Origin of the sequence: Vibrio sp. NFR, from assembly GCF_027587095.1 — a bacterium.
In the GTDB taxonomy this organism is placed as follows: Bacteria; Pseudomonadota; Gammaproteobacteria; order Enterobacterales; family Vibrionaceae; genus Vibrio; species Vibrio harveyi.
Genome location: NZ_JAPPTN010000002.1, coordinates 434,373 through 458,510, shown reverse-complemented (window position 1 = coordinate 458,510; position 24,138 = coordinate 434,373). Strand labels below are relative to the sequence as shown.

Sequence of the window (24,138 nt, the reverse complement as noted above, 5' to 3'; positions counted from 1 at the left end):
AATCTAACTCAAACTCGCCGTGCAACCTAATGTTTTAACCTTGAATTGCCCTGCGACTCTCCCCTATAGTAGCCCAAACTTCTTAAAAGCCCTTTTCATTATGAAAGCCCTCAACGATCTGAATATCTTTGTCGAAACCGCACGCCAAGGCAGTTTTTCGAAAGCCGCCAACAGTATGGACATGACACCTGCAGCCATCAGTGCATCGATCAAACGTCTTGAGGGACAAATAGGCTTTCCGCTGTTTGTGCGATCCACTCGCAGCCTTCGCTTAACGTCGGAAGGTGAACTGTTCTTGGATAAAACCACCCAAGCACTCGCAACGCTACAAGAGGGGTTAGATCAGATCTCAAGCGCGCGTGGCGAGCTATCGGGTCAACTGCACATCACTGCGCCATCTGATTTTGGTCGCAACATGCTGCTTGATTGGGTTGATGAGTTTATTGATGTTTACCCAAACGTCTCTATCAAGTTAGAGCTGTCTGACAGCTTGACTGATATGTACACCAAACCCGTCGACATCGCGATTCGTTACGGCGAACCTGCTGACTCTAACCTCGTCGTACTAGCGTTATGTGGTGCAAATGAGCGAATCCTGTGTGCCTCTCCAGAATACGTCGCAAACAATCCTGTGCTGACCAAACCGGAAGATCTAAACCAACACAACTGTTTGTGTTACATGGTGGCGGATTCGGTTTACAACAAATGGACGCTGACTCGTGAAGGTGAAACAGAGCAAGTTGTTGTGGGCGGCAAGCTACTCAGCAACGACAGTGACTTATCCCATCGCTTAGCAATCAAAGGCAAAGGGATCGCCAACAAATCACTGATGGACATCAGCCAAGATTTGATTGAAGGAAGATTAGTAAGAGTATTACCTGAGTGGGATTGTGGTCCGGTACCGCTATACATGGTGTGCGCCGATCGTCGTTTGTTGACGCCAACCATTCGCACTTTCCGTGAATTCATTCATGAAAAATGCTGCCAGCAACGTAAGAAAGTGCTGGCAACATTCTGCTCAGAAGCTTAACCGACAAACGTCATTGGGCGAATCTGAGAGTATTCAACCCAGTCGTTATCTTCTAGCGTCGAGATAAACTGCGCGATATGTGGGCTTTGTAAGTGCTTATCTAACGCTTCTTGCGATGCCCAAATTTCTTGGAACATAAACAAGCCTTCGATCTTTTGATCCAAATACAGTTCGTATTGGCAACAACCCTCTTCTTCACGAGAAGGTTCTAGTAGACCAGAAAGTAAGTTGGTTACGTTGTCGATACTATCTGGGTAGGCTTTAATTTCTGCAACTAAATGAATCATCTTTATTAAATCTCAGTAAACACAGAGCTTTCTTCCCAGCGTGACTTTGGCGTCTTGGCATTAAAGTCATCTTCTGCGTGGTAGCCAAGCGGCACAATCACAACACCAGTGTAGCCTTTTTCGCGAAGACCAAATTCTTCATCCAGCACTTTCGGATCAAAACCTTCGATTGGCACCGCATCGATTTCTAGCGTTGAAGCGCCCAGCAATAATGTACCTACGTTGAGGTAGACCTGTTTCTCCATCCAATGATTGGCGTCTTTCAGGTCAAAACGGTGCATGTTCACAAAGTAACTACGACCGCCACGTACCGCTGCTTTTGCTTCTTCGGTTGGGAATCGACCGTCTTTTTCTTCCTGCGCCAATAGCGCTTCGATGTAGTCATTATCGATACCCGTTTTGGCACAGAACACCAACACGTGTGACGCATTCAAGATCTTCGCAGCATTAAACGCGTAGTTTTCTTGTGCTGCTTTTGCGATACGTTGCTTGCCCTCTTCTGTGCTTGCCAGAATGAAGTGCCACGGCTGAGAGTTCACACTCGATGGACTAAAACGGATCAGCTCTTTGACTGCATCGATCTTTTCTTGTGGCAGCTTACGAGTTGGGTCAAAGACTTTGGTTGAGTAGCGAGATTTAGCAGCTTGAACGATGTCCATCGGGGTCTCCAGTCGAGTAGTTTATGCTGGTTATCACTTTAACCTTATGAGTTACAGGGAAAAACCGATTTCAGTTAAAAACATCTTCAAAATAAATTTGAAAATCGCCGATGTAAGAAGCTTTGAGCACTCTCACTGAAGCAACACCTGGTTTAAGCAATAATGTCGCCTTTGCTCTGTTACCGAACCATTTTCATGCTGCCTCAAGACAACATCATCACGCCCTTTCTCTGCAAAAAACTTGGGCATAATCACCTAAGAATTGCTGGCGAATATTGGCACATTGAAAAGCTGGTTGCCTTGCAATGTATGATGTTGCAAGAGGCACCGACGCTACGTGAAGGTTTGCTGTGGTGGAGCAAAAGTGTTTCGCTATTCGACCGTCGCTTGTACATTGTTTTCGAACACAATGATAATCAGGTTCAGATGCGGCTAGAGTGCAGAGCTGCCGAAATGCCAAGCTGGGCAGAATCGGTTTATGACTTGCTGCTGATGCAATTGGAACAGCTAGGTTTGAATAAATCTGTGCACATTCAACTTCACAACCATGACCTTCATTCTGCTCATTTCGAGCTAGAAGAAGAAACCAACTCAACGCAAAACTCGGTTGTGTTCGACTTGGTGAAACATGTTTATTTGCTGCTGTCTCACCAACCAATTGAACCGCCAGAATTGCTAAGCGTGCTTAATGCTCTGTTCGTCAAAAACAGCAATTACGCACTGAAATTAGACCAAGCCGCACTGCAACTGGGCGTATCCAAGCGCACCTTGCAACGTCGACTGCAAGAAAAACAAATGAGCTATTCGCAATGCGTCGACTTCGCCAAGAAAAAGCACGCATTAGCCCTACTTGCAGACACTCAGCTCACAACGCAGCAAATCGCTTATCAGTTGGGTTATGAAGAGCCTTCCAACTTCCATAGAACCTTTCGCCGTTGGTATTCGTTTTCGCCAATGCAATATCGCCAGCAGTGTTTGGATAACCGCACTCATCTCAATAAGCAACCCATCCGCCTATACTACGCCAAAGCGAATACTTTAGCCGATAACGACATTGACCAACCCGTCGGTAAAATCTGGATGGAAGTAGATAACATTGCGTTTGAAAAAGTGGTCTCCGTTGAGTGTCGAGACCGTGATGGCGTGTGGCGTCGCTACCCCGCCTTCTTCGAGCGTTTCTTGAATAATGGCACTGAACTATGGGCGACAACAGAGCTTCCTGTCGCTCATCCACTGACGTTTAGACTGTGTTATGAAGTCGATGGTGATCGCTACATTGATAACAACCACCAACGCGATTACGTGGTTTCTAAAGGGCTTTTGATTGGCGCAACGAAATACATAGTCCCGACAAGACAACTTATCCAACTCGGCACTCAGTACACCTTGTTTGTGGAACTCGCCTGCGGATTAAAAGACGTGGCGAAGATCGATTGCTACGCGGATGACGAGCTAACTCCGCACGCAATGAGCCAGATTCAGAACGCAGAAGATTACACATGCTGGGCGCTGCAACTGCCCCTACCCCAAACGGTTAAACAATGCCGATTCCGACTCTATGATCATTCTGGTAATGAGTTAGCCAAAGACCATTACCCGATTCAATATCCAATTGTGCAACCACTCAGTTAAATATGTAGCACAGTTCAAATTCAGCTCTTCGTGACATCATTTCACGTCTCTTTTGGCGTGAAATGACACTCTCAATTTCAAACCTTTGTTTTATCGTTTCCGCATTGCTGCATAACGGAGACAAAAACCGTGTTTGAAACCTTACCTAACCCTATGAATAAAATAAAAATACTCCCTCTAGCGATCGCCCTAGCTCTTTCTGGCTGTGGTAGCGATGAAACTACGCCAACCGATACAGGAAGCCACGTGGCATCTCCTGATTGGCAAGACCAGATCATTTACTTCTTGATGATCGACCGTTTTAACGACGGCGACAACACACTTAACGATCAAGGTCAGAATGAGTACGATCCTACCTCAGACAAAAAATTCAGTGGTGGTGACCTTGTTGGTGTCAGTGACAAGCTAGGCTACATCGAAGACCTAGGCGCTACCTCTATCTGGATTACACCGCCAGTGGCAAACCAATGGTGGGATGCAGAACAAAACTACGGCGGCTACCACGGCTACTGGGCGCGTGACTTCCAAAAAGTGGATGAGCACTTTGGTGACATGGAAAGCTACCAAGCGTTAGCGCGAGAAGTGCACGCTCGTGACATGTTCTTGATTCAAGACATCGTGACCAACCACGTAGGTAACTTCTTCACTTACGATGACCCATACAATTACGATCCTAGCCTACCTTGCCAAGGTTTCCGTTTGATTGAAAATGCGCTTCCAGCAGGGCAAGAACTGCCTTACCCACTCAACATGAATGAGTGTAAAGAAGATGGCACAGGCATTTACCACTGGACGCCAAGCATCACCGACCACAACGATCCAGTACAAGAAAAAACCTGGCAACTGTCGGATCTGGATGACCTGAATACGTCCGATCCTGAAGTACGCGCTTATCTAAAAGAGAGCTACCGTAAATGGATTCGCGAAGTGGGCGTTGACGGTTTCCGTATCGATACTGTGAAGTTTGTTGAGCACGATTTCTGGAACGACTTCCTGCATGCCGACGATGGTGTGATGACTCAAGCCGTTGATACTGGTCGCGATAACTTCCTGACCTTTGGTGAAGTCTTCGAAACATCTACGCCTTACAACACCGAAGGTGAAGAGAAGATGCTGACTTACATCGGCGAAAGCGGCTCACCGGAGCAGTTGACCTCGGTGTTAAACTTCCCATTACAAGCAACCATGACGCGCGTGTTTGCAGCAGGACAACCGACCGATTACTTACGCTTCCGCCTTGAGAAAATGATGGAGATGTTCCCGAATCCATACATCATGCCGAACTTCATTGATAACCACGATATGCCACGTTTTCTATCACAAGGCAGTGTCAATGATATGAAGCAAGCGCTGATTACCATGATGGCGGTACCGGGCATTCCTGTGATTTACCAAGGTACAGAACAGGCGATGTCAGCAGCGCGCGATGCGATGTTTGCTGGCGGTTACCGTGAAGATGGCGACTACGTAGATTCATTCGACCAAAACAGCGAGATGTACTTGTTCATCCAAGAGCTTGCTAAGTTACGTACCGAAAACAAAGTCATGACTCGCGGCGAAATGAAAGTGATTGGCAGCGATAAAGCTGGCGCCGGTGTGTTCGCCTTTACCCGAACGTTGGATAACGACGAAGTCTTGGTGGTAATGAATACATCGAATTCCCCGATGTTGATGAACCAACTCGATGTAGAGCAAGCGGGCGGCACCGTCTTCCAACAACAAATCATGTCGAACTGGGCAGACGCTCCGGAGCAGTTAATCGCCGATGAAAACGGTCACGTAACTCTTGAGCTACCAGCCAAATCTGCCGTGATTTACTCGAAAACTAACGACACCCAATCGGTAGATACCCCAGACCTCAACATTCAACTGGCACAGGATTGGGAAGGACAAACCATCACTGATGACATCGTGATTACTGGTACTGCTAACGCAAACGAGAAATTAAACCTTGTCGTAGACGGTAACCTAGAAACAGCACAAGCCATTACCGTGGGTGCTGACGGTCAGTTCAGCGTGACTTTATCTACCCGTCACTTTGCGATTGGCGAACAGCAACACCGCTTCGCGATTTACTCCACGGAGAAGAAAGCAGGCATTGAAGATGTGAACTTTGTGTCGGACTTAAGCTGGTCGAACACGCCAGACGACACGATTGATGACGCAGGTGATGCGCAAGATGGCATGGGCGGTCCTAACGGTAACTACTCGCTACCAACGGATCCAACATTCGACAAAGACAACAGCCAACTCGCAATCAACAAAGCCGAGGTATTTACCGTCGGCAGTAACGTGCGCTTGACCTTCACCATGGACAAGATCACCGATACTTGGTTGCCGCCAAATGGCTTTGACCACGTTGGCTTCACCATCTTCATTGATTTACCGGAAGAAGCGGCAACCAACCTGACGGAACTGCCTAAGATCAACGCTGCTATGCCAAGCGGTACATGGAGTCGCAACGCTGTGGTCTTCGGCTGGCAAAGCTCGATTTACAACACCCAAGGTGCAAACGCGACAACATGGGGCGAAGCCGTAACACCAGCACCAATGGTCAAGGTAGACAAAGCCAACAACACCATTTCGATGGACTTCGCGAGTGACGCGCTGGGTCGACCGGATTCACTGGATGGCATTCGATTCTATGTGACAACTTGGGACTTGGATGGATTGTCTGCCACTTACCGTCCACTTGAACAAGACAAAGGTCCTTGGAACTTCTCTGGCGGCGCTTCGGATGAGAGCAAGATTTGGGATGACTTACCAATCATCACCTTGTCTGAATAATCACTGAACCCGCAATAAACGCGAAAGCAGAATCGACACGAAAGTCGTCTCAGCTATAAAGAAAAAAAAGCAAAAAGCAGCTCACCTTCGAGCTGCTTTTCTTTTTCTGAAATTCTGAACTCACTATCGAGAAACTCGCCCTTGCGCTAGTTAAACAACGACTTCACCCACAGCACTAAACTGTCCCATAACTTCCCAATCCACGAGCCCTCTTCCACTGCTTGGTTACTCACCAACGGATAGCTCGCCACGGTTTTATCGTCACTCTTCCACACGACTTTACCAACCACATCCCCTTTTGCGATGGGTGCAATCAGCGGCTCATTCACGACCACGCTCTTGTCTAAACCAGCGGTTAGAGAGCGAGGCAGCGTCAGGTAAGCATCTTGCGCAAAGCCCAAATCAATCTCACTGACATCGCCTTTCCACACTTTAGCACTCGCCTGAACTTCCCCCTGTTTTGCCACTTGTTTGGTGTCATAAAAGCGAAAGCCATAACTAAGCAGGTTCTTAGACTGGCTAATGCGTGACTGTTTGCTTGGCGTTCCCATCACTACCGAGATCAATCGCATCTTTCCTTGCTTAGCAGAACTGACCAAACTGTACCCTGCATTGCTGGTGTAGCCCGTTTTGCCGCCATCGACATCCATCGATTTGTCCCACAACAGTTTATTGCGGTTGTATTGGGTGATCTTGTTCCACTTAAATACCTTCTCACTATAAAGCGCATAGACTTCAGGCACATCATTGATGATGGATTGCATCAGCGTCGCCATGTCATTAGGAGAGGTTTGAATGCCCTCGCTATCCAGACCGTGCGAGTTAACAAAGTAGGTATCGTTCAAGCTGAGCTTATCTGCCCAACCGTTCATCAAGGCGACAAACGCCCCTTCACTACCTGCAACATGTTCGGCGAGCGCCACACAAGCATCATTACCAGATTGAATGATCACACCACGCATTAGGTTGGCGACGGTGATTTCATCTTTGGGTTGGATAAACATTTTGGAGGAGTCTGGGAATTTGGCTGACCACGCGTTCTCACTCACTGTCACTTTGTCATCCCATTGGAGCCGCCCGGATTTGATTTCTTGCCCCACGACGTAAGCGGTCATCAGCTTAGTTAAACTGGCAGGGGCTAATCCGGCACGTGCATTTTGCTCAGCAATAATGGCACCGGACTGAAAGTCCATTAACACATAGCCTTTTGCCTGCAACTGAGGCGGATTCGGCGTTACGACTGCCAATGCAGGGGCACTGATGGTCTGTAGTAATAAACAAGTGAGCGTTATTCGGGTAAGTGACGTGTTCATCAAGCATCCTCCATGGTCAATGACAGCCAAATGTCTCGTTTCATAAAAACGGTAAGACAGTGATGTCTAAACTGCACCTATCAGATCATAGTTCACTCAGTGCATACCAACACAGAAAGATCGAAGAGTTTCTGTTTTGAGTGCCATTCCTTGCCTTTCCCGCTTCAAAAATCGAGTTCTTACAACAAATCTATTGTTTCTAATAAGGAATTCGATATCGTAAAGCGACTATAAACAAGGACAGACCATAACAATGAACGCTCAATCATTTATCGACGCAGGACTGCATTACACGCCCCACTCGTTCACCGTGCCACTGGATTACCAAGATCTAAGCAAAGGCACGATCAACGTCTTCGCTCGCTCCGTTTGTTTAGTCGGCGATGAAGACTCCAACAAACCGTGGCTAGTGTATTTTCAAGGCGGTCCGGGCTTCCCTTCGCCTCGTCCAAACGGAAACAACGGCTGGATCAAACGCGCACTGAGTGAGTATCATGTACTGCTGCTCGACCAACGCGGCACTGGCAATAGCAGCGTGATTAATCACCAGACGCTTGCGCACCTCTCACCGGAGCAACAAGCAGACTACTTAAGCCACTTCCGCGCAGACAACATTGTTCGCGATGCGGAATTTATCCGTGAACAATTTGGTGTTGAGCAGTGGGCGATTTTGGGTCAGAGCTTTGGTGGTTTCTGCTCACTAACCTACCTATCGCTGTTCCCGAACAGCTTGCTGCAAAGCTACATTACGGGTGGTGTGCCTTCGGTTTCTCGTCATGCGGATGATGTGTATCAAGCAACCTTTAAGCGCACCATGGAGAAAAACCAAGCCTTCTTCCAGCAATTCCCGCAAGCGCAGCAGCTATGCCAGAACATTGCTGATCACTTATTGGAGCACGAAGAGTTTCTGCCAAATGGTCAGCGCTTTACTGTCGAACAGTTCCAACAAATTGGGATTAACTTTGGTGTCAGTGATACCTTCTTGCCAACTTACTACTGGCTAGAAAGTGCCTTGATTGAAGTGAACGGTAAACCTCAGCTTCGTTATGAATTCCTCAACGACATGTTGGCGCAGCAAAACTTCCAGACCAATCCAATTTACGCGATTTTGCACGAGTCGATTTACTGCCAAGGGTTTGCTTCTCAATGGAGCGCTCACAGAGTGCGCCAAGAGCATGATGCGTTCAATTACAAACAAGGTAAGCCGTTTTACTTCACTGGCGAAATGGTCTTCCCTTGGATGTTCGATCAATACGTGAACTTAAAGCCACTGAAAGAAGCTGCAGAATTACTGGCAGAGAAAGCCGATTGGACGCCGTTATACAATGCGCAGCAACTGGCAAACAATAAGGTGCCTGTGAGTTGCGCTGTCTATGCAGACGATATGTTTGTGGAAATGGACATTAGCCGTGAAACACTAGCTGCAATGCCAAACTCAAAAGCGTGGATCACCAACGAATATGAGCACAACGGTCTCCGCGCGGATGGTGAGCGTATTCTCGACAAGTTAATTGCGATGGGTAAACAAACCGTAGCAACGTTGAAATAAGCGGCTAACGCTCAGAATTTGCTAAAAACCTAGATAGAAAAACGCCTCTTTGTCACAAGATAGAGAGGCGTTTTTAGCTCAGCATCAAATATTAATAAATACCATTAGGCAAACCAGACAAATGCATCTTGATGCATTTTATTTCTTATTGTAACATCCTGTTTTTATTAAATTAGTTGGTTATAAAAATGACAAAGTTTACAGAATATAAAGTGGTTCACATTGTTGAAGGTGGTTGCGGCACAATTCTACTAGGTGCAAGTGGCTTGCCTGTGCAAAAGATGGAAGCAGAGCTGAACAAATATGCACAAGATGGTTGGCAAGTTGTATTCCAAGTAGTGGAACAAAAACGCTTTATGCTATTTTGGAAGCGTGAGGCTGTAATTATCACTCTCGGCCGATAAGTTTGCTTAAATATATCTCTTTGAAATTGATCCATCGCTACCAGGCTAGCGGTGGTTCAAAGCAGTTATTGAATATTGAATGTAATTTTGAGCCCACTTGCTCAGAGTACACCAAACAATGTATTGCTAAGTATGGGGCAATAAAAGGTTGGAAACTTGGTTTGGCAAGAATTAAGCGGTGTAACCAACCCGACCTCATTGAAAAAATATATGACGAGGTACCGTAATGCGCTTATTTGAGCCAATTGAACAGCTAGAGAAACAGGAAGAATTACTGAGAAGTCAGGTAAACTCATTACCTGAACATCAAAAGAAAGAATTCTATGAACGCCAGTCTAAAAGTCTCAAGGACCCCGATACCTACGCAACGTTAAACTGGTTCTTTCTTGGCGGTTTTCACCATTGCTACCTAGGTAAATATGCTTTGTTTGCTTTAGAGCTAATATTGTTAATCGTAAGTATCGTTGGCTTTGTTCTTGGACATCCTAGTGCGTTCCTTATCCTCGCGTTACTCATTATATATGAACTACCACAATTGTTTTTTTCACAGAAAATAGCAAGACAGCACAATTATCAGTTATCTTGTGAAATCTTCAATGAAGTGCGAAGAAACTAGATGATTAAACGATATAGCACTCCCCAACGTTTGGCATTTTCAGTTTAAGGTTGGGGAGCGTGTCTCACAACATAATGTGGCGTTAGTCTTTGACTCGCTTGGTCATCATTTTGGTGATCACTCGGTAGCCCATCTTATGGTAGAAATCTTCACCTTCGTGATTAAATGACGCTACGGTTAAACCGAGCTCTTCAATATCTTGGCTGCACAAATCACTCTCGATTTTATCCATCAAAGACAAGCCAATACCTAAGTTACGGTGGCTTTCAGACACCACCAACTCATTGATATATCCAACGCGTCTTTCCGGAGAGAGAATCGAGTTTACCTCTCGCACGGTACCAGAGATAAAACCAACCACCTGTCGGTTCGAACAAGCTATAAAAGCCGTGATGCTGCCATCAAAATATTTATCGAAGATGTTGCGATCTTCCCTTAACTGCGCCATTTCTTCCGGAGAACGGTAGAAATCTGGCTCAGCATCATGGTGAGAAGTGTCGAGTTCGACCAAGAGCGTTTTCAACAGAGGGACGTCTTCTTCTCTTAGTCTTCTGATATGAAACTGTTGCATGTTGAATTCCTTTGCCAACCGACCTGTATCAAGCACAGATCTTTGCTTCAACTGATTATCGGATAAGAAGTTTTAGGAATGTGAAGCGAATCAACAGTACAAATTTCGACCATTTATGTCGAGTGCGTTTTCAACAGTTTTATGAGTTTTTACTGATAATTTGAACATCCACAAAATTTAAGTGGAAATAAAAATCCCCTTTTCTCAATAAAAGGGGATTAGAGACCTAACTTAGAAAGCAGCACTTTGCTCAAAAGCGAGTGCCGATTTTAAGCGACTAAAATCACCAATCGGTTCGCCATCGAGCATAAACTGCGGATAGCTTCTTGCGGTTGGGAATAACTCGAACAAGGTTTCCCGATCAAACTCAACATCCAACTTGAGCGTTGCCACGTTAAAGCCCTGATTTTGCAACCACATTGCTGCGGTTTCACATTGGGAGCACTGCTCCTTGCTGTACATTTCTATTTTCATCACTCTTCTCTGCTATTCCTTGCCGTTAGAAATCTGCATCAAAACTCAACTGGCGATCTTGAGGTCGTTTGTACTCAGTAACGCGTTTCTCGAAGAAATTGGTCTTTCCTTCCATATCCAATAAGCGCATGTAATCAAATGGGTTTTCAGCACCGAAGATCGGGGTGAAACCAAACAAACCAGCGATGACATCGGCAGTGTGCTCAATGTATTGGCACATCAGTTCGGCATTCATACCAATCAAGTCCACTGGTAGAGCTTCCGTTACAAACTCTTTCTCAATTGAAACCGCTTCTCGGCAAATCTCTTCAAACTCTTGTTGTGTAACCTTGCCTTGACCTAAGGTTTTGAATAGCAGCGCAGAAAAGCTAAAGTGCAACCCTTCATCACGAGCAATCAAGTCATTGCTTGCTGCCAAACCAGCCAGCAAACCACGTTTACGGAAGTAGTAAATGGCACAGAAGCTGCCAGCGAAGAACAAGCCTTCCACCAGACCAAAGGCGATCAAACGCATTGCCAAAGGTTTATTGGAAGAGATCCACTTCATTACCCACTCCGCCTTACGCTTCACGGTCGGGACGTTTTCAATCGCATTGAACAAGCGCTCACGCTCTTCAACATCGGGAATGTAAGTTTCGAGTTGCAGTGCGTAAGTCTCTGCGTGAATGACCTCATTAAATGCCTGCAAAGCAAGGAAGCAGCGCGCTTCTGCGATTTCAATTTCGCCATAGAATCGAGTCAATAAGTTCTCGTTGATCATCCCTTCGCTCTGAGCAAAGAACGCCAACACATGTCGAATGAAGTGCTTTTCGCCTTCGGTCAGCTTGGCAAGATCAGCAAGATCTTGAGCAAAATCGAGTTCTTCTGTCGTCCAGAAAGCCGCTTCGTGAGTTTTGTACGCTTGCCAAATCTCTTCGTATTGAATGGGGAACAAGCTAAATTTGTTTTTAACAATCATACCGTTTCCTTACTTTCGGTTGATGTGAATCTTTTTAATTGACGAGATAGGTTTATGCGCCGCAGTTTAGGCAATCTTCATCTTTGCTCTGCTGACCAACGGTGACTTTCACCGCATTCGTCGATGGCTTGGAGCGCAAGTAGTACATGCCGGTTTTCAAACCACGTTTCCACGCGTAGAAGTGCATCGCATTGATTTGGGCGAACGTTGGTGATGCCAGCCATAAGTTGAGGCTCTGCGATTGGCAAACAAACGGGGCGCGAGCTGCCGACATATCAATGATCACTTTCTGAGAGATTTCCCACACGGTGCGATACACGGATTGAAGATCGTCTGGAATGGCATCGATGCCTTGCACTGAACCATTATTGAGAATAATGGTGTCACGGATTTTGCTCGTCCAAAGCCCGCGCTGTTCCAGATCGCTGACCAGATGTTTGTTGATGATGATGAACTCACCCGACAATGTTTGACGTTTATAGATATTGCTGGTTTGCGCTTCAAACGCTTCGTTGTTACCTAAAATTTGCGCTGTCGACGCCGTTGGCATTTGAGCAATCAGTAACGAGTTGCGCACACCATGCTCTGCGATTTGACGCTTGAGCTGTGACCAATCCCAGCGGCTGCTTGGTTGTTCACCCCACAGATCAAATTGGAACTGACCATGACTGATTGGTGAGCCGTCATAACTGGAGTACGCGCCTTTTTGCGCCGCGATTTCACAAGACGCTTCAAGGGAGGCGTGATACATGGTTTCCGCGATGTCACGGTTAAGCTGCAATGCTTCTTCGCTATCGAATGGAAGGTGCATTTTGAAGAACACATCCGCCAAACCTTGGATACCCAAACCAACAGGACGATGCGCGTGGTTCGATTTTTCAATCTTATCGGTTGGGTGATAGTTCACATCGATAACGCGGTCGAGGTTCTTAATCGCGACTTTGGTGACTTGGTGAAGTTTGGCGAAATCAAACCCCGTGTCTGTAACGAACTTAGGCAGTGCCATAGACGCCAAGTTACAAGCCGCCGTTTCATCTGGCGTCGAGACTTCCATGATCTCTGCGCACAAGTTACTCGACTTAATGGTGCCGAGGTTTTTCTGATTCGACTTTTCATTACACGCGTCTTTGTAGAGCATGTACGGTGTTCCCGTCTCAGCTTGCGACTCAATGATTTGCGTCATCAATTGGCGGGCTTTGATGGTCTTCACGCCCAATCCCATACGCTCGTATTCTTGGTACTTCTGAGTAAATTCAGCACCATATAAATCAGACAAGCCCTTGGTATTGTGTGGGCTAAATAGTGTCCATTCCGCGTCGTTTTCAACACGTTCCATGAACAAGTCTGGCACCCATAGAGCAAGGAATAAATCACGTGCGCGGAACTCTTCTTTACCGTGGTTTTTACGTAAATCGAGGAAGGATTCGATATCCGCATGCCAAGGCTCCAGATAAACCGCAAACGAGCCCTTGCGCTTACCGCCACCTTGGTCGACATAGCGAGCAGTTTCATTGAAGACTTTCAGCATTGGCACGATGCCATTCGACACACCGTTAGTACCAATAATTGGCGCCCCAGTCGCTCGAATATTGTGGATGTGTAGCCCAATGCCACCCGCCGATTTAGAAATCAGCGCACAATCTTTGAGGGTGTCGTAAATGCCGTTGATGGAATCTTCTTGCATCGCTAATAGGAAACACGAAGACAGTTGCTGCATCTTACAGCCAGCATTAAACAGCGTTGGCGTAGCGTGGGTGTAGTAGCCAAGACTGAGCAAATCGTATAGCTCTCTAATTTCTTCAAGATCGTCACCCGCGACAGCGACCGCTACACGCATGAACATATCTTGTGGTCGTTCAACCACCACACCTTTTACTTTCAACAAGTAGGAACGCTCGAGAGTTTTGTAGCCGAAGTAATCAAACTGATAGTCGCGTTTGTAGTCAATCATGTCTTCGAGCGCAAACTGATTCTTGGCAACAAAGTCGACGTAAATATCGGAAAGAATACCGATCTCAGAGAGCTCACGTGTTGCAGTTGCGTATCCGCTGGTTTCTTTTTGCAGAGAACTCACCATCACGCGAGCCGCAAGCTTGGCATAATCAGGGTGTTCCGTCGCGAGGCTTGCTGCCGTTTCAGCGAGGAACACATCGATTTCCGTCACCTTAATGCCGTCGTACAAACCGCTTACCACGCGTTGTGCAACCGCAATAGGTTCGACTTTTAGTCCATCAGCCAGCGCTTCGGCTCTTCGAGTCACCTTATCTAGACTGGCTTTTTCTTTCCGTCCATCTCGTTTTATAACGTCCATAATCTATATCTTGTGTGTAGTTTAAATATTGAGCACCATATGTACGCAATAGATCTAGATGATAATGGTTATCATTACAAGAAAGTTTTTTAAAAGTTAGAACTGACCATGGAGAGGGTAAGGAAACATATTGACACTGACACCAAGCTCGATAGGAACAGCAATCAGAGGCAAGCACCGCAAACGTGATAAAGTGATGAAGTTTTCCACAAAGCTTTAATTTTCATTAACTTAGTTCATTTCTAGAAAAGAATAACAAATGTGATCTGGTTCAAACTTTCACACCCTTTAACTTCCAATGCTACGCGCTGAAATTTGTTGAAAAAAACGCCGGGGAAACATGACTAAAAATATCCGCATAGTTTGTCCGTATTTCCGACTAAATTACTCAGGTATACTCCGAGCCGCTAAAATTGTTAGGTATCGAGTCGTCGAACCATCAACCTTTTAAAGTAAGGAATAATCATGAGTCAGTATGTTGTCTGCGCCCTGTATAAATTTGTGGAACTGGAAAACTACCAAGAGTTACGCGAGCCATTGCTTGCCCTAATGGAAGCCCACGGTGTACATGGAACGTTGCTACTGGCGAGTGAAGGTATTAACGGTACGGTTGCAGCGAAACGCGAAGGTATTGATACACTGCTTGCATGGCTAAATGCCGAGCCTCGCCTTACTGGTATTGTTTACAAAGAGTCGTACTCAGATACACAGCCGTTTAACCGCACCAAAGTAAAGTTAAAGAAAGAGATCGTGACATTGGGCGTTGAAGGCATCGATCCTCGCCATGTGGTTGGCACCTACGTGAATCCCCAAGATTGGAACGATCTGATTGCTGATCCTGAAGTATTTGTGGTTGATACTCGTAATGACTATGAAATTGAAATCGGAACATTTAAAGGTGCAGTTAACCCAAATACTGACACGTTCCGCGAATTTCCTGACTATGTAAAACAAAACATGGACCCAGAGAAACACAAAAAAGTCGCGATGTTCTGTACTGGTGGTATTCGCTGTGAAAAGTCGACTGCTTACATGAAAGAGCAGGGGTTTGATGAGGTTTACCACCTAGAAGGCGGTATTCTGAAATACCTTGAAGAAGTACCAGAAGAAGAAAGCTTGTGGGAAGGCGACTGCTACGTATTCGACGGTCGCGTTGCGGTGAACCATCAGCTAGAAAAAGCGGACTACGACTTGTGTAACGCTTGCCGATTGCCAATCACAGAAGAAGACAAACAATCAGAGCAGTTTGAGCAAGGCGTGAGCTGCCCGAAATGTTTTGGTAAACACAGTGAAGAGCAAGTAGCGCGCTTCCGCGAACGTGAAAAGCAAGTGTCGTTAGCAGCGGTTCGTGGCGAACAACACGTCGGTGGTGAAAGTGCCAAACAACGTGAGCAGCGACGCGCAGAAAAACTCGCGAAGAAAGATGCACAGCGCAAACAAGCTTAACCACTACTGTGCGGGCTGAACGATTTAGCTCGCACTTCCTCCCCTTTCAATCTAATTTCAATAGAGCTCGTTGTCTTTGAGCAACACTTCCAGCTCATTAGTACCGCTTCTGCTCCGTTGTCCAACCATTTCATCGTAAGCACTTTGTTGGCGAAGCACCTGCTGTTTCGCTTTCAAGTGACGACATTGCTTTTGCAACTCCAGTATCGAATGCGCTCTTAAAAACTTGCCTTTGTCGTCGGTAACAAAGTGTTCCTCTCCATCGACTAAGACGGATACTTGATACAGAGCGAGATCGAGAGAGTGGATAACGAGCTTGTCGATATAGAAGAATTTTTCCAATTTACTGAGTGGCATAGACATAAAGCACCTCCTTGCACCGTGCCTTTACGTCAACATCAATAAAATCGATCACTGAGTGAGAAATACGCCCCGCAAACACGTAAAAATCGAAAAAACAAGCGAGGGGCACAATGCAAACAATCAACTTAGTTTGGCTAAAACGCGATTTACGCCTGACCGATCATACGCCTTTGCAATACGCGTTATCTTCAGAACATCCAACAGTGCTACTTTATGTTGTCGAACCCATGTTACTGGATAACCCACATTACTCTGCTCGTCACTGGCGTTTTATTTGGCAATCACTCCAAGATATGAACGAAACACTCTCGGCTCTTGGTCATCGAGTGTCCGTAATGTCGGGTAGCGTAATAGATTGCCTCAGCGCGATTCAGAACCAGTTCAACATCAATGCTATTTTCTCCCACCAAGAAATCGGACTGCGTTGTACGTTTGAACGAGATAAACAAGTATCAGCATGGCTTCAAGCACATAGTATTCCGTGGCACGAATTTGAACATGGCGCCGTTATTCGAGGAGCAAAAGACCGACTCGGCTGGGATAAGCATTGGGATACAGTTATGCGAGCCGAGATCGAAGCTATCGACCTTGAAAGAGCTTCTCTTATTCCCCTTGATGCTGAGGCTCTTGGTTATTCGTTTACGCCCCCACCCTCTTGGTTGGAAAAAATAAAAGGCATGCAAACGGGCGGAAGTTCCCTCGCTTGGCAAACCATGGAAGACTTTTTTCAACGTCGGGGACGAGATTATTATCGAAGTATTTCTAGCCCGACAGCTTCTCGAACTGCATGCACTCGCCTCTCTCCCTATCTCGCATGGGGCAATATATCGCTTCGAGAAGTGTACCAGTACCTGTTGCAACATTGGCAAGTGGCAGGGTTTCGTCGCAGCTTAATTGCGCTGTCTTCGAGACTGCATTGGCATTGTCACTTTATGCAGAAGTTTGAATCCGAATGCGAAATGGAGTTTCGTTGTGTCAATAGGGCTTATGAACCTTTATTACAGCAAGAAAGCGTCAGAGATGAGACACTCTTGAACGCTTGGAAGTCAGGCACAACCGGGATACCGCTCATCGATGCTTGTATGCGTTGTCTTCATCACACCGGATATATCAACTTTCGCATGCGTGCGATGTTAGTGAGCTTTTTAACGCATCATATGAACATGGATTGGCGCGATGGCGTAACTCACCTAGCGCAGCTATTTCTCGACTTTGAGCCGGGTATCCATTACCCACAATTTCAAATGCAGGCTGGAGTGACTGGCACCAATACCATTCGTATCTACAATCCGACGAAACAAGCACAAGAACACGATGCCGATGGTGAATTCATTCATAAATGGATTCCGGAGCTCGCTAAGGTACCCACCCCACTGTTGTTTGAGCCTTGGAAAATGACCGCAATGGAAGTCGTGATGTACCAGTTAGAACCGGACTCAAAATACCTCGCCCCAATAGTCGATGTAGAAGCGAGTGCGAAAGCAGCCAGAGAACGATTGTGGGCTTGGCGAAAACGTACCGACGTAAAAATGGAAGGTACACGCATTTTAGCTCAGCACGTCCGTTCTTCTAATAAAAAGAAAGCCAGTTGATCGCCAAGAAAAGGGCGTGCGTACAAACAGGGACTTTATCAGGGAGAGAGCGGTACCCAAACAACAAAAGGAATGCATTATGTTGAAACGCATCTTGGTTACGACCATGGTTTTGTTCGCCACCCTAACTTTTTTACTGCCAGCGAAAGCACATGAACATGGAATGATGAAAGAAGACATCGTTGATGTGGCCGCAGCAAATGGCTCGTTCAATACGTTGGTCGCAGCAGTCAAAGCCGCAGGCTTAGTGGATACGCTAAAAGGTAAAGGTCCATTCACTGTATTTGCACCCACAGATGAAGCTTTTGCTAAGCTTCCAGATGGAACAGTCGAAATGCTACTCATGCCCGAGAACAAAGATAAGCTGGTTGCGATTCTCACTTACCATGTGGTTCCGGGAAAAGTGATGGCTGCAGACGTAGTCAAAATGAATAAAGCGACGACAGTCCAAGGGCAAGACGTGATGATCAAAACCATGGGCGATAAAGTGATGATCAATAACGCTACCGTAATTGCCACCGACGTCAAAGCTAAGAATGGTGTGATACACGTGATCGACACCGTCATCATGCCGAAATAGTGACACAACATGGAAGGGCGAGGTTTCTCGCCCCTTTTTAGGACATGGAAAACATCAAACTCTCAAAGCATGATATACAAACGATGGAGCAGCGCCAAAGAACTCGATTGGTCAACTCCCTTGCGGGATACAAAAGCGCGAACCTCATCGGAACAAGAGACAGGCAAGGACAAGAGAACCTGGCTATCGTAAGCTCTGTGATCCACTTAGGCTCACATCCGCCACTGTTTGGTTTTATTGTTCGTCCACGCAAAAGCCGTCGTCATACATTAGAAAACATCCTCGATACCAAGCACTTCACCATTAATGCCGTCGGCGTCGATTTCGTCCAAAAAGCACATCAAACCTCCGCCCGCTATCCAAAACAGATATCAGAGTTTGAAGCGGTAGGACTTACTCCTTACTATGATGATGCGTTTCCTGCGCCATTTGTCCTAGAGAGCAATCTCAAAATGGGGTTGGTGTTGAGAGAACACATCAAGATTGAAAGCAATCAGACAGAGATGCTGATTGGTGAAGTGTTGATGGTACACGCACCTGAAAGAGCCATCATGCCCGATGGCTACCTAGATCTAGAGCTACTCGACTTAGTGACCATTTCCGGGCTCGACAGCTACCACGTCACGCAACGTCTGCATAGGTTAAGTTATGCCAAACCAGACGCTCGCCTATTCCCTCTGACGAGGGAGGGAGAACCTTCATCTTGGGGAGCACTTGAAGTTGATATGGACTAACCGCTTTAGACATCAAAAGCTAAATACAGAAGTGGCAGTTTTCTCTGTCTAAGCCGTGTTCACCGGCCAGGTTGGTAAGGTGGGCGCGCCCTGCTTCCAATCCCATTTCGTAACCTTCTAGCAATACCGACTGGCGCATTGATAGACGTTGTACACTGAATTCATCCGGCGGTGCAATAACGCGAATGTGCGTGTCTTTTGGAGGATTACGAATGAAATCTAACGATTCGTTGTAGTTCTCTGAACGGCGCAACATTGCCTCTGCCATCTGTGGATGCTCAGCGAACAACTTCTTCATTAACCAAGGCGTTTTTACCGGCTTTTTCTCATAAGCCAAAGGATGAGAAAGGATAACCGTAATATCACGAGCGCCGCGACGATGTGCTTCTCGAACCGGAATGGAATCCGCCACACCACCATCGGTATAACAACCACCAGAGAAGCAAGGAGTATGCTTGTACGCAATAGGCAGTGCCGTCGTCGCTTCCATCGCATTATGGAAGTTATGACGATTTACACGGTAATAATCCGCTTTACCCGTATTTACGTTCGTTGTCGCCGCTAAGAAAGGAATGCCTTCAAACAGTTTCGCTTCATCGACTGGGTACAAACGATTTGATTCTTCAAACAACCATTTCACATCGATCAAATCACCGCCTTTTAAAAAACGAGTAGGATCGAAAAAGCGTTTGCTGGTTGCTAATTTAGTAATGACGTTGATGCTACGGTGCGGGTAATCGGTCAAATAACCGATCAAATTTGAAGCCCCTGCCGATACGCCAATCGCAAAATCAAATGGTTTGTAGTCTTGTTCTAAGAATGCATCCAATACGCCGCTAGCAAAAACACCACGCATTGCACCACCTTCGACTACGATTGCTTTTGTTGCCATGTTTCCCCCCAATAATTGCTCTGAAAAGGTTACTGAAATTCGTGCTACAGCAACAATTGGTTATTCTTATTATTGAGATAGGCGAAGTCTATGTGTTTTTGGCTTTTTAAGTGGAAACTTAGGATCAAAAAATCCACATCAACTGCCTAGTCAATGTGGATTCAAAGTAAAGTATTCAGATGCTAAAGAAATTAAGCAAAAACGGTTTTATACGCCTCTGCAGCGCCATCAATGAACATTTGTGTGCCAATCACGGCGAGGATCAGCCCCATCATTTTGGTGATCACATTCAGTGCACTTGGACCAACAGCTTTCACTAGCTTGTCGCCAAAGAGAAACAAAACGTAAGTAATAGCACAGAGCACAGCAAAGGATGCGATAGTAATAATGGTTTCCGTTATTCCACCCGCTGTTGCAAAGTTCATTGCTGTCGCGAGAGTGCCCGGACCAGCTAAAATCGGCATTGCCAGTGGGGAAACTGCAATACTTAAAGCCGCCTGTTCTTGCTCTGGTGAGTAGGCTTTCTCTTTGGTCTTCTTGTGCGTTGATTCACCTTGCAGCATGTGAAAGCCAATTAAAAAGACTAAGATGCCGCCGGTAATACGCAGCGCGTATAACGTAATGCCGAACAAGTCGAAAATCACCTTACCCGCAACAGCAAACACAGCAACAATAACAAAAGCGATAAAGACCGAACGAAATGCAATTGAGCGGACCGTTTGTTTATCATCATCCGCTGTTAGGCTTAAAAAGATAGGAATGTTAGCGATAGGGTTCATGATGGCAAAAAAGCCCATAAACACTGTGACCGTATGAAGTATTAGCTCTTTCATGTTCTCCACATTTGGTAAGCTATTGATTATTAAAAATCAGTATATACCCAAGTTTATAAATAACGTCACTTTATGTTCAATTTGCTCGGTTGCACTTCGTCAAGTTTTGTCCTGTGGCACACTTTGTAGTGCATCTCTGTTTACGCTCCCAATAAATGCCGTTATGGTGAAGATTCAGCCAAATAGAACCACTCTTCAGGAAGCCAGAACATCATGAACAATACGATTGAAACCATTCTTGCTCATCGCTCTATCCGAAAATTCACCGCAGTTCCTATTACTGATGAACAAAGACAAACCATCATTCAAGCAGGTTTAGCTGCGTCTTCTTCTAGTATGCTTCAAGTCGTCTCAATCGTTCGAGTGACTGACTCTGAAAAGCGTAAGCAATTGGCTCAATTTGCTGGTAACCAAGCTTATGTTGAAAGTGCGGCTGAGTTCTTAGTGTTTTGTATTGATTATCAGCGCCATGCAACCATCAATCCTGATGTACAGGCAGACTTTACAGAACTAACTCTGATTGGAGCAGTAGATTCTGGAATCATGGCACAAAACTGCTTGCTTGCAGCCGAGTCCATGGGATTAGGTGGCGTATATATTGGAGGACTAAGGAATAGCGCCGCTCAAGTTGATAAGCTATTGGGCTTACCGGAAAATAGCGCGGTGTTGTTTGGTATGTGCTTAGGGCATCCCGATCAAAATCCCGAAGTAAAGCCACGCCTACCTGCACATGTGGTTGTTCATGAAAATCAATACCAAGAGCTAAATTTAGATGATATTCAGAGCTACGATCAAACTATGCAAGCGTATTATGCGAGCCGTACAAGCAATCAAAAACTGAGTACATGGTCGCAAGAAGTCACTGGGAAGCTTGCTGGTGAGTCGCGACCTCATATCCTGCCGTACTTGAACAGTAAGGGGCTAGCAAAACGCTAATATCATTGAAATGATGGTTTGTTGTATGAAATCGTTCATCAAACCATCACTTTGTTGAACCCACATCATATTTTGACCATACGCTGCCTACTTTCTGGCAAAACCATAACAAAGCGCTATTGACGTAGAATAAAAAATACGACACGCATCACATTTTAAAGCAAAGCATATAAATTTTTTTAGAAAAATGGTCGCATCAATAACTAATTGAAAAACTGTTAAATTACAAATTTCGTGAGCTGATACGGAAAATTAGAGCTAATTAATAAACACTTTTGTCAAATCCACGCTACTCAACGCACAGAAATATAAAATTCAGCAATATATAGCTGGCTTTTTATCAATTTATCGTCTATTGCCCCTCCTCAAAAAATTCTTTAGAGTGCGCTCGCCAGATGCAACCCGTTTCTTATTGAGTATTTTATAAATTAAAATAAATAATACTGCCCAATAAAATTGTGACGTGTTGTTGTTTAGGCAAAAAACAATGTTGTTCTTAGCAACTCGCTCTTTACGTCAGATGAATGAAAAAGCATGAATTTCAACTATACAAAGCTAGGCAGTTTACTCCTTTCCTCTGTACTTCTCGCTGGATGTACAGTACCGGGCAGTCACTTATCCACGAGTGGAAAGCACATCGTTGAAGACAACAGCGCCAATACGGCGGCAGATTTTAACGTCTTTCCACTGACTCTTGATAAAGTCTCGCAGCTAAAAAGCTCAGATGTAGAGACCAAAGCGAACCCAACACTTGACCATCAACTCGCGGCTTACGAGTATGAAGTCGGTCCTGGCGATATTCTGAATATCACTATTTGGGATCACCCTGAACTTACCATTCCAGCAGGCTCTTACCGTAGCTCTGAAGAAGCGGGTAACTGGGTGCATGCTGATGGCACCATCTTCTATCCATACATCGGTATTGTTGAGGTTGCGGGTAAAAATGTTCGCCAAATTCGTACCATTATTGCTAACAAGTTGGCGAAGTACATTGAGAGTCCACAAGTGGATGTGAGTGTTGCGGCATTTCGTTCCAAGAAATCTTACATCACTGGCGAAGTTAACAAGCCAGGGCAACAACCTATCACCAATATCCCACTTACGCTTCTTGATGCAGTTAACCGCGCTGGCGGTCTAGCAGAAGATGCGGATTGGCGTAACGTCACACTGACACGCCAAGGCAAAGTCGAAAACATTTCTCTCTATGCGCTAATGCAAGAAGGTGACCTTACTGAAAACCGATTACTTCAACCTGGCGACATCGTACATGTGCCAAGAAATGACACTCAAAAAGTGTTTGTTATGGGTGAAGTTAACGATCCTAAGCTACTGAAAATGGATCGCGCAGGCATGAGCTTGACCGAGGCTCTAAGCAATGTTGGTGGTATCAACCAACTTTCTGCGGATGCAACTGGCGTTTTTGTCATCAGAAAATCTCAAGACAATCAAGTATTAGGCGACATTTACCAACTTGATGTCTCTGACGCAGCGGCGTTAGTGATTGGTACTGAATTTGATTTGGAACCTTACGACATTGTGTATGTTACTGCTGCACCAGTCAGTCGTTGGAACCGCGTTATTGCACAGTTAGTACCGACGATTTCAGGCTTCAATGAGCTTACAGAAGGTGTTCTACGCGTTAGAAACTGGCCGTAGTTCAGACGTTCTTGAGAGGGCTTATGTGAAGAGGTAAGCCCTTTCCAATAGTTATTGATAAGGAACAAACCATGTTTTCAAACATTCTTGTCGTATGCGTAGGTAACATTTGTCGCTCTCCGACTGGGGAACGAGTGCTTCAACAACTTCTTCCGAATAAAACCATTTCTTCAGCCGGTATTGCCGTTGAGAAAAGTCGACTGACTGGGAAACCAGCGGATGAGACAGCAACGCTCATTGCCTCGGAAAAAGGGTTTTCTCTTGAGAATCACCAAGCGCAACAACTTACTGCGCAGCTTTGTGCGAAACAAGATCTTATCTTGGTAATGGAACAAGGTCATATCGATGCATTAACTGAGATCGTTCCAGAAGCAAGAGGCAAGACCATGCTGTTTGGGCATTGGATGAATTCTGTCGACATTCCAGATCCATACAGACAAAGCAGAGAAGCATTTGATCATGCGTTTTCTCTGATTGAGCAATCCGCTCAGGCTTGGGCAAAAAAACTATAACTT

Annotated in this window: 24 protein-coding genes; 14 read left to right on the top strand and 10 right to left on the bottom strand. The window is 45.7% G+C overall.

Annotation, left to right across the window (positions count from 1 at the left end; translation table 11 throughout):
* Nucleotides 1-100: 100 nt before the first annotated feature.
* Entirely contained in the window at nucleotides 101-1,030 is a 930-nt protein-coding gene (locus tag OH463_RS05640) for a LysR family transcriptional regulator (protein ID WP_059678347.1), read from the top strand.
* Here the strand turns inward: OH463_RS05640 and OH463_RS05635 are convergent.
* Nucleotides 1,027-1,317: a putative quinol monooxygenase gene (locus OH463_RS05635; RefSeq protein ID WP_005436210.1), complete on the bottom strand. Its 291-nt coding sequence runs from the start codon at nucleotides 1,315-1,317 to the stop codon at nucleotides 1,027-1,029. The two genes, OH463_RS05640 and OH463_RS05635, sit on opposite strands and share 4 nt — an antisense overlap.
* Before the next feature lie 5 nt (nucleotides 1,318-1,322).
* Nucleotides 1,323-1,976: an oxygen-insensitive NAD(P)H-dependent nitroreductase NfsB gene (locus OH463_RS05630; protein ID WP_009706468.1), complete on the bottom strand. Its 654-nt coding sequence runs from the start codon at nucleotides 1,974-1,976 to the stop codon at nucleotides 1,323-1,325.
* 195 nt (nucleotides 1,977-2,171) lie between these two features.
* On the opposite strand from OH463_RS05630, the gene OH463_RS05625 reads away from it, so the two are divergent.
* Both OH463_RS05625 and OH463_RS05620 read left to right on the top strand, forming a co-directional pair.
* A complete protein-coding gene (locus OH463_RS05625) occupies nucleotides 2,172-3,608 on the top strand; it encodes a helix-turn-helix domain-containing protein (protein ID WP_269990918.1) in 1,437 nt (478 codons plus the stop codon).
* A gap of 129 nt (nucleotides 3,609-3,737) precedes the next feature.
* The gene (locus tag OH463_RS05620; protein ID WP_269990784.1) at nucleotides 3,738-6,395 is read left to right on the top strand and encodes an alpha-amylase family glycosyl hydrolase; all 2,658 of its coding nucleotides are present in this window, start codon (nucleotides 3,738-3,740) and stop codon (nucleotides 6,393-6,395) included.
* Nucleotides 6,396-6,541: 146 nt separating this feature from the next.
* Here the strand turns inward: OH463_RS05620 and OH463_RS05615 are convergent, their stop codons facing one another.
* Entirely contained in the window at nucleotides 6,542-7,708 is a 1,167-nt protein-coding gene (locus tag OH463_RS05615) for a D-alanyl-D-alanine carboxypeptidase family protein (RefSeq protein ID WP_005436203.1), read from the bottom strand.
* 253 nt (nucleotides 7,709-7,961) lie between these two features.
* Between OH463_RS05615 and OH463_RS05610 the strand changes: the two genes are divergently transcribed.
* The 4 genes from OH463_RS05610 to OH463_RS05595 all read left to right on the top strand — a co-directional run bounded on the left by OH463_RS05610 (nucleotide 7,962) and on the right by OH463_RS05595 (nucleotide 10,277).
* Complete coding sequence (locus OH463_RS05610; protein ID WP_269990782.1) at nucleotides 7,962-9,257, top strand: alpha/beta fold hydrolase; 1,296 nt, start codon at nucleotides 7,962-7,964, stop codon at nucleotides 9,255-9,257.
* A 188-nt stretch (nucleotides 9,258-9,445) separates the two neighbouring features.
* Nucleotides 9,446-9,661: a DUF4177 domain-containing protein gene (locus OH463_RS05605; RefSeq protein ID WP_005447484.1), complete on the top strand. Its 216-nt coding sequence runs from the start codon at nucleotides 9,446-9,448 to the stop codon at nucleotides 9,659-9,661.
* A gap of 2 nt (nucleotides 9,662-9,663) precedes the next feature.
* The gene (gene yidD / locus OH463_RS05600; protein WP_005447483.1) at nucleotides 9,664-9,888 is read left to right on the top strand and encodes a membrane protein insertion efficiency factor YidD; all 225 of its coding nucleotides are present in this window, start codon (nucleotides 9,664-9,666) and stop codon (nucleotides 9,886-9,888) included.
* Entirely contained in the window at nucleotides 9,888-10,277 is a 390-nt protein-coding gene (locus tag OH463_RS05595; RefSeq protein WP_005447482.1) for a hypothetical protein, read from the top strand. Before yidD ends, OH463_RS05595 begins: the two co-directional genes overlap by 1 nt.
* Nucleotides 10,278-10,359: 82 nt before the next feature.
* Here OH463_RS05595 and OH463_RS05590 read toward each other — a convergent pair whose 3' ends face one another.
* From OH463_RS05590 to OH463_RS05575, 4 genes are all read right to left on the bottom strand, one after another.
* Nucleotides 10,360-10,848 carry a GNAT family N-acetyltransferase gene (locus OH463_RS05590; RefSeq protein ID WP_009697997.1) on the bottom strand — a complete coding sequence of 163 codons (489 nt, stop codon included), beginning with the start codon at nucleotides 10,846-10,848 and terminating at the stop codon, nucleotides 10,360-10,362.
* Nucleotides 10,849-11,079: 231 nt separating this feature from the next.
* Nucleotides 11,080-11,322, bottom strand: coding sequence for a glutaredoxin family protein (locus OH463_RS05585; protein ID WP_172622598.1), 243 nt, complete (start codon nucleotides 11,320-11,322; stop codon nucleotides 11,080-11,082).
* A gap of 25 nt (nucleotides 11,323-11,347) precedes the next feature.
* Nucleotides 11,348-12,280 carry a ribonucleotide-diphosphate reductase subunit beta gene (locus OH463_RS05580; protein ID WP_269990779.1) on the bottom strand — a complete coding sequence of 311 codons (933 nt, stop codon included), beginning with the start codon at nucleotides 12,278-12,280 and terminating at the stop codon, nucleotides 11,348-11,350.
* A 52-nt stretch (nucleotides 12,281-12,332) separates the two neighbouring features.
* Complete coding sequence (locus OH463_RS05575; protein ID WP_269990778.1) at nucleotides 12,333-14,591, bottom strand: ribonucleoside-diphosphate reductase subunit alpha; 2,259 nt, start codon at nucleotides 14,589-14,591, stop codon at nucleotides 12,333-12,335.
* A gap of 465 nt (nucleotides 14,592-15,056) precedes the next feature.
* On the opposite strand from OH463_RS05575, the gene trhO reads away from it, so the two are divergent.
* On the top strand, nucleotides 15,057-16,037 hold the full coding sequence (trhO, locus tag OH463_RS05570) for an oxygen-dependent tRNA uridine(34) hydroxylase TrhO (RefSeq protein WP_269990776.1): 981 nt from the start codon (nucleotides 15,057-15,059) through the stop codon (nucleotides 16,035-16,037).
* A 57-nt stretch (nucleotides 16,038-16,094) separates the two neighbouring features.
* Here the strand turns inward: trhO and OH463_RS05565 are convergent, their stop codons facing one another.
* Nucleotides 16,095-16,400, bottom strand: a complete 306-nt coding sequence (locus OH463_RS05565) for a DUF6482 family protein (RefSeq protein ID WP_049534951.1) — start codon at nucleotides 16,398-16,400, stop codon at nucleotides 16,095-16,097.
* A 110-nt stretch (nucleotides 16,401-16,510) separates the two neighbouring features.
* On the opposite strand from OH463_RS05565, the gene OH463_RS05560 reads away from it, so the two are divergent.
* The 3 genes from OH463_RS05560 (at nucleotide 16,511) to OH463_RS05550 (ending at nucleotide 19,306) form a co-directional block, all read left to right on the top strand.
* Nucleotides 16,511-17,992 carry a cryptochrome/deoxyribodipyrimidine photo-lyase family protein gene (locus OH463_RS05560; RefSeq protein ID WP_269990773.1) on the top strand — a complete coding sequence of 494 codons (1,482 nt, stop codon included), beginning with the start codon at nucleotides 16,511-16,513 and terminating at the stop codon, nucleotides 17,990-17,992.
* Between the two features lie 79 nt (nucleotides 17,993-18,071).
* Entirely contained in the window at nucleotides 18,072-18,572 is a 501-nt protein-coding gene (locus tag OH463_RS05555; RefSeq protein WP_269990771.1) for a fasciclin domain-containing protein, read from the top strand.
* Nucleotides 18,573-18,616: 44 nt separating this feature from the next.
* Complete coding sequence (locus OH463_RS05550; RefSeq protein ID WP_005447467.1) at nucleotides 18,617-19,306, top strand: flavin reductase family protein; 690 nt, start codon at nucleotides 18,617-18,619, stop codon at nucleotides 19,304-19,306.
* Nucleotides 19,307-19,325: 19 nt separating this feature from the next.
* On the opposite strand, the gene OH463_RS05545 is transcribed toward OH463_RS05550, so the two are convergent.
* Nucleotides 19,326-20,198, bottom strand: coding sequence for a patatin-like phospholipase family protein (locus OH463_RS05545; protein WP_029788335.1), 873 nt, complete (start codon nucleotides 20,196-20,198; stop codon nucleotides 19,326-19,328).
* Nucleotides 20,199-20,389: 191 nt separating this feature from the next.
* On the bottom strand, nucleotides 20,390-21,031 hold the full coding sequence (locus OH463_RS05540; protein WP_005447464.1) for a MarC family protein: 642 nt from the start codon (nucleotides 21,029-21,031) through the stop codon (nucleotides 20,390-20,392).
* A gap of 213 nt (nucleotides 21,032-21,244) precedes the next feature.
* Here OH463_RS05540 and nfsA point away from each other — a divergent pair, with 213 nt between their 5' ends.
* The 3 genes from nfsA to OH463_RS05525 all read left to right on the top strand — a co-directional run bounded on the left by nfsA (nucleotide 21,245) and on the right by OH463_RS05525 (nucleotide 24,135).
* The gene (nfsA, locus tag OH463_RS05535) at nucleotides 21,245-21,967 is read left to right on the top strand and encodes an oxygen-insensitive NADPH nitroreductase (protein WP_017189686.1); all 723 of its coding nucleotides are present in this window, start codon (nucleotides 21,245-21,247) and stop codon (nucleotides 21,965-21,967) included.
* A 534-nt stretch (nucleotides 21,968-22,501) separates the two neighbouring features.
* Complete coding sequence (locus OH463_RS05530; protein ID WP_017818404.1) at nucleotides 22,502-23,623, top strand: polysaccharide export protein; 1,122 nt, start codon at nucleotides 22,502-22,504, stop codon at nucleotides 23,621-23,623.
* Nucleotides 23,624-23,694: 71 nt separating this feature from the next.
* Entirely contained in the window at nucleotides 23,695-24,135 is a 441-nt protein-coding gene (locus tag OH463_RS05525; RefSeq protein ID WP_005447459.1) for an arsenate reductase/protein-tyrosine-phosphatase family protein, read from the top strand.
* Nucleotides 24,136-24,138: the final 3 nt, after the last annotated feature.

Coding starts and splice junctions, on each gene's coding strand:
- OH463_RS05595 (WP_005447482.1), top strand. CDS start 9,888: ATGCGCTTATTTGAGCCAATTGAACAGCTAGAGAAACAGGAAGAATTA.
- OH463_RS05590 (WP_009697997.1), bottom strand. CDS start 10,848: ATGCAACAGTTTCATATCAGAAGACTAAGAGAAGAAGACGTCCCTCTG.
- OH463_RS05565 (WP_049534951.1), bottom strand. CDS start 16,400: ATGTCTATGCCACTCAGTAAATTGGAAAAATTCTTCTATATCGACAAG.
- OH463_RS05615 (WP_005436203.1), bottom strand. CDS start 7,708: ATGAACACGTCACTTACCCGAATAACGCTCACTTGTTTATTACTACAG.
- OH463_RS05585 (WP_172622598.1), bottom strand. CDS start 11,322: ATGAAAATAGAAATGTACAGCAAGGAGCAGTGCTCCCAATGTGAAACC.
- OH463_RS05540 (WP_005447464.1), bottom strand. CDS start 21,031: ATGAAAGAGCTAATACTTCATACGGTCACAGTGTTTATGGGCTTTTTT.
- OH463_RS05575 (WP_269990778.1), bottom strand. CDS start 14,591: ATGGACGTTATAAAACGAGATGGACGGAAAGAAAAAGCCAGTCTAGAT.
- OH463_RS05530 (WP_017818404.1), top strand. CDS start 22,502: ATGAATTTCAACTATACAAAGCTAGGCAGTTTACTCCTTTCCTCTGTA.
- OH463_RS05550 (WP_005447467.1), top strand. CDS start 18,617: ATGGAAAACATCAAACTCTCAAAGCATGATATACAAACGATGGAGCAG.
- OH463_RS05555 (WP_269990771.1), top strand. CDS start 18,072: ATGTTGAAACGCATCTTGGTTACGACCATGGTTTTGTTCGCCACCCTA.
- OH463_RS05630 (WP_009706468.1), bottom strand. CDS start 1,976: ATGGACATCGTTCAAGCTGCTAAATCTCGCTACTCAACCAAAGTCTTT.
- nfsA (WP_017189686.1), top strand. CDS start 21,245: ATGAACAATACGATTGAAACCATTCTTGCTCATCGCTCTATCCGAAAA.
- OH463_RS05545 (WP_029788335.1), bottom strand. CDS start 20,198: ATGGCAACAAAAGCAATCGTAGTCGAAGGTGGTGCAATGCGTGGTGTT.
- OH463_RS05610 (WP_269990782.1), top strand. CDS start 7,962: ATGAACGCTCAATCATTTATCGACGCAGGACTGCATTACACGCCCCAC.
- OH463_RS05625 (WP_269990918.1), top strand. CDS start 2,172: ATGCTGCCTCAAGACAACATCATCACGCCCTTTCTCTGCAAAAAACTT.
- OH463_RS05635 (WP_005436210.1), bottom strand. CDS start 1,317: ATGATTCATTTAGTTGCAGAAATTAAAGCCTACCCAGATAGTATCGAC.
- OH463_RS05560 (WP_269990773.1), top strand. CDS start 16,511: ATGCAAACAATCAACTTAGTTTGGCTAAAACGCGATTTACGCCTGACC.
- OH463_RS05525 (WP_005447459.1), top strand. CDS start 23,695: ATGTTTTCAAACATTCTTGTCGTATGCGTAGGTAACATTTGTCGCTCT.
- OH463_RS05605 (WP_005447484.1), top strand. CDS start 9,446: ATGACAAAGTTTACAGAATATAAAGTGGTTCACATTGTTGAAGGTGGT.
- OH463_RS05640 (WP_059678347.1), top strand. CDS start 101: ATGAAAGCCCTCAACGATCTGAATATCTTTGTCGAAACCGCACGCCAA.
- OH463_RS05580 (WP_269990779.1), bottom strand. CDS start 12,280: ATGATTGTTAAAAACAAATTTAGCTTGTTCCCCATTCAATACGAAGAG.
- trhO (WP_269990776.1), top strand. CDS start 15,057: ATGAGTCAGTATGTTGTCTGCGCCCTGTATAAATTTGTGGAACTGGAA.